The sequence below is a fragment of the Fulvivirga lutimaris genome (genome assembly GCF_009711525.1).
Classification (GTDB): Bacteria; Bacteroidota; Bacteroidia; order Cytophagales; family Cyclobacteriaceae; genus Fulvivirga; species Fulvivirga lutimaris.
Genome location: NZ_SMLV01000201.1, coordinates 1 through 5,049 on the forward strand (window position 1 = coordinate 1; position 5,049 = coordinate 5,049).

Sequence of the window (5,049 nt, forward strand, 5' to 3'; positions counted from 1 at the left end):
GACTATTAGTAATAATTTTGATAAGTGTAACAACTCTGGCTTTTAGCCAGGATTTTTCACTGGAATATGGTATTATCAATAGAGACGAATTAAACCTCACTGTATATGAGAATGATCCTGATGCTGAGGCAGTTGTCCTTTTTGATATTGGCGAAACTAAGTTTGTGGATACTCAAAGTGGCGGTTACGATATAAGCTTTACCAGAACTAAGCGAATTAAAATTTTTGACAAGTCTGTCAGTGACATCGCTGAAGTTTCTATTCCTTACTACGTTGATGGATATGGTAAAACAGAAGTTATAAAGTCGATAGAGGCTTTCACATATAATGTTGAAGATGGAGGAGTGGTAAGAAAGAGAGTTAACCCATCTTCAATGTATGATGAGCAATTTAATGACAGATGGAGGATAAAGAAATTTGTTTTTCCTGATATTCAGGATGGTTCAATTATCGAATATAAATATGTTTTAGAATCACCATTTCACTTTAACCTTCCAGACTGGGAATTTCAGGATATCATACCAACTATTTACAGCAAATATACGTCTCGTATGATTCCATTTTATGAGTACATTTTTATCGCACAAGGTATTACAAAATTCGATTATCAAAAATCTGAAATTTCTAAGGAAAACCGTACTTGGGGCTCTGTATCAAAAATGTATGGTCAAAATGTTGGTAATGGGGTTGAGTTTCAGGATTATGTTCATACATACATTTTAAAAGATGTTCCGGCTTTTAAAGATGAATCCTATATAACAACAAAGAATGATTATATAATGAAAATGGACTTTCAGCTGGCTAAGTTTTATGGTCCAAATGGTGCTAAAACATCGATAATTACCACCTGGCCGGAGCTAAATAAGTCATTGATTAAGAATGAGTATTTTGGAAAGTTCAAGAAGAGCTGTGGAAAGTTTGCCAAAAAAGTGCTTCAAAATGAGCTATCAATTGCAGATTTATCTGAAGAAGAAAAAGCTAAAGCAATTGTAAATTATGTAAAACAAAATTTTAAATGGAACGGATACTACAGCAAGTATGTCAACAAATCAGCCAAAGAGTTTTTTGAACAGAAAAATGGAAACTCGGCTGAGATTAATTTGTTCCTTACTGAGATGCTTGAGTCTGCCGGTTTGGTGGCTCAGCCTGTGGTTCTAAGTACACGAGATCATGGGAGAATAGTTTCTGATTATCCTTTCAGCCACTTTTTCAACTATGTTTTGGTTTTCGTAAGAACTCAACGTCCGTTTTTAGCTGATGGAACGAACAAATATCTCCCATATAATAAGATTCCTCCGTATTGTATCAATGAAAAGGGGCTAATTGTTGATGGAGGATCTGGAAATTGGGTAGAACTATCAGATGCTGTTACTTCAAAGGAAGTTAGAAATATTATTATAAAGCCTGATGTTAAAAAATTGAAGGCTGATGTTAGCCTGTCTGTTCATTCGACAGAGTATGATGCATTCAATTATAAGGAGAGTTTCAAAGATGATAGTGTCTCAATCCTGAAGTATTACAGCAAGAAATTTGATGATATTACCAGGGTGAAATCATTTAACTATGACCTGCCAGATAGGCCATATTCAATTATAATTAATGCGAATAAGGATCTTGAAAATGTAAGTGATAATATTATTATTCAACCTTTCTTGGGATTAGCCCTAGAAAAGAATTCATTAACCCAAAAAAACAGGTCATACCCTGTTGATTTTGTTTATAAGAAATCTGATGAATTTAAAATAACTGTAGAAAAGCCCTCAGGTTATCAATTTGATCAACTTCCAGAACCTTATAGTCTGGATGATGAACTGGTCAACATTGACATCCAATATGAAGAAAAAGATAAGATGGTTTTAATCACTGCAAACTACACATTCAAAAAAGCTGTTTATAATAAGAATGAGTACCCTAGGATCAAGTATTATTTAGATATGATTGTAAGGAAGTTTAATGAGTCACTTGTGCTTAAACCGATTTGATTTTAAGGCAATAAAAAAAGGGCCACCCCTGACCCTTTTTTAACCTTAAAACATACTTTATGAAGAAGTATTTACTTTAACCTGTGCAAAGCTATATTAACCGCCTATATCAATATACTTTGTTACATTACCTCTTCATTAACTTTAAAAGCTGGCGCGTAATGCTATGATAAAATTACGGCCTGGTGATGATACTCCAGAGCTGTAGGGCCTGTATCTCTGATCGGTGATATTCTCCAAACCAGTTGATATGGATATTTTATCAGATACAGGAAACATCGCCTTTAAATTCAAGGTGTACCATGATGGAGCATAGTTGTTGCCTTTTGAATCCTTAGCATATATTTCATCTTTTCCACGTTCATCTACTGCTAAGTCTTCAAAACTAACCTCCCCCTGATAACTCACATAAAACTCCAAATTCACTTTTTCGTGGTTAAATTTTAACCTTGACGTACCAAATAGGGGAGCAGCATGTCTTGAACTACTGGTTGTTCCATCATCCAGCTCTTCTTCACCTTTTTGATAGTTTAGGTCTGATATAAGCTGAAATCCATCAAGCAAGGTGAATTCCATTCCAGCCTGCAGTCCGTAAACGGTAGCTGAAGCAGCATTTTGAATGGCTTGCACCTGGCTAAGTTCACCTTCATAGACAATCATGTCTGCTCCATTTAATGTGAAGTTTCTTCGTACCATCGCATTATCAAGGATAGTATAATAGGCAGTAGCATCCAGCTTCAACCTATTGCCAAATACCTTAGCAACTCCAAAATCAAAATTATAGGCATATTCGGCATCTAAGTCAGGGTTTGGAACCGTAACAGCCCCAGGCTCTGAGTCAAATACCTTCCCTATATCATCAATGTTAGGTGAACGGAAGGCAGTGCCAAAGTTTGCATTGATTACAAGCTTTTCCGTAGGGCGCAATACCGCACCTAAACTGCCAGTCAATGAACCCTTATTCAAATTAGCCTTTTGAAAAGGAAAGTTGTAGAATCTGTCATCAAATGTGGCATCTATCACAAATTGATTGTACCGCAGCCCGGCCTGAATGGAGAGGGCTTCAGTTGCCTTATACTGGCTGTTAATGTATATGGCCATAGATTTCCAGGTTGACTGAGGGTACCTTGAAGGACCTTCCGTATCCGTGTTAGTTGTAATATCAGTTTCAAAACCAGTTGAGTTCACATCATTAGTTATATATTCAAAACCATAATTCAAGGTATTTTTTAAACCAACCGCCTTCAATAAATCAAGGTTTAGTGAGTAGGCATCTAATTCCTCTACCTGAGTATTTCTGACATCTCTATTTAATGATCTGTCTATACGGCTTTCTTCAAACTTCTGATATGCCAATCTAAGGTTCATGCGGTCATAAAAAGTACTAATGCCCTGATGAGAGAGCACCAGGTTATGCATCATCCACTTTTGCGGACCATAGTTCCATTCAGCATATCTGGCGGTGCCATTTCTCACCCTGTTATGCCTGTCATACCTTCCATAAGGGGAGGTTTCTGAAAAATGAAAGCCATACTGAATATCCCATTGGGCATTTGGACTAAACCTTAACTTCTGCATCATATTGATTTGCGAGTAGGCGGTTGGTATCTGTAGCAATGGATCATCCTGTGTCACCACAATATCAGTAGAATCTTGTCGCTGCACATTATACGGCTTTAGGTACTCTTCAGGCCCATCGCTTCCTTGTTTTAGGTGGTCATAATCCCATGAACTAAAACTCGATACAAAGGCCCATTTCTTACCTCCAACATTAACATCAAAATGCCCTGTCTTTTCATTGTTGGCAGAGGACGTTCTAATGAGCGCATTACCATTGACCACAAGATCTTCACTAGTTGAAAATTTTGGCGTAAGTGTCTGAAAGCTCATTACACCGCCTATAGCATCACTACCATAGATTACGGATCCCGGGCCAAAGAAAACCTCTGTGCTTTCAATGGCAAAAGGATCGAGACTGATCACATTTTGAAGGTTTCCACCCCTGAATATTGCCGTGTTCATCCTTACACCGTCTATAGTGTATAAAAGTCTGTTAGTAGCGAACCCTCTTATCATCGGGCTACCGCCACCTTGCTGACTTTTCTGTATGTACACCTGACCAGATACATTGAGCAAATCGGCAGCGGTCTGTGGATTTTGTAGCGCCACTTCCTCTGAACTGATAGCCGTGATCTTAGAGGGGACTTCTGAACTTGATAGCTCCCATTTAGTGGCAGAAATTACTATTTCGTCCATTGATACCGTAGACCGCTCCATCTCAACCTTAAAACCAAGAAGCCCTAAATTTTCATAATTGGTATAGAAGGTAGTATATCCTATTATCCTAATTTCTATTTTTTTAGAGCCCTTCAAGGCGCTTATATCAGCCTGTCCATTCTCATCTGTTGTAACAAATGCATTAGGCGACTTACTTGCTATTGTAGCAAGCTCTATTGGTTCATTTGACTTTTTGTCAATAACTGTTAAAGTCTGACCATACGCACTTGTACTCATCAAAATGACAAGCATTAAGTAGTAGTATTTTTTCATAAATGAATAAAATGTATTGTTCCATTGGATTTTTATCAGCAATGGAAAGATTAGTAAATACTTAAATCATGTTAAATATTTGCTATCAGGAGGAGGGGTAGATGGTTTAAACTTCTGACTGGTATATCCAGAAGTTTGGTAGTAATAAATGATTTTCTGATGGCTAAAAACATTGAGGCTTTCAGCTTTACTGACAAGGTAAATGGATTTCAAAAAGCTGATCAATTGGTCAGATTTTTCTGATCTTTTATTGTTTGAAGTTTTATTAATGATATTGCTTAATAGTTGATTCAGATATGATTCGTCAGAATCAGGCCAGCACCAGTAAGTAACCTCATTATCAGTTTGAGACTTTCTAACTACATCATACATTCTTCCTTGAAATTCAAACTCATGGGGTTTCTCCCACCTTAAAATTTGGGTAGCCTCATTTTTTGAGAGCGTTATCTTTACCAATTCTTCATTTTGCAAATCATCCATCATCCGATGTTTGACTTCTTTTCTTAAAAAATACTTT

3 protein-coding genes are annotated in these 5,049 nt (G+C 36.9%); 1 reads left to right on the forward strand and 2 read right to left on the reverse strand.

What is annotated here, in order from left to right; genetic code table 11:
• On the forward strand, positions 1-1,982 hold a 1,982-nt coding region (locus tag E1140_RS01975; protein WP_221412608.1), incomplete at its 5' end, for a transglutaminase family protein.
• Between the two features lie 144 nt (positions 1,983-2,126).
• Here E1140_RS01975 and E1140_RS01980 read toward each other — a convergent pair.
• Both E1140_RS01980 and E1140_RS01985 read right to left on the reverse strand, forming a co-directional pair.
• Positions 2,127-4,532, reverse strand: a complete 2,406-nt coding sequence (locus tag E1140_RS01980; RefSeq protein ID WP_155178487.1) for a TonB-dependent receptor — start codon at positions 4,530-4,532, stop codon at positions 2,127-2,129.
• Positions 4,533-4,598: 66 nt separating this feature from the next.
• Positions 4,599-5,049, reverse strand: a 451-nt coding sequence (locus tag E1140_RS01985) for a hypothetical protein (RefSeq protein ID WP_221412609.1), incomplete at its 5' end; no start/stop codon positions are given.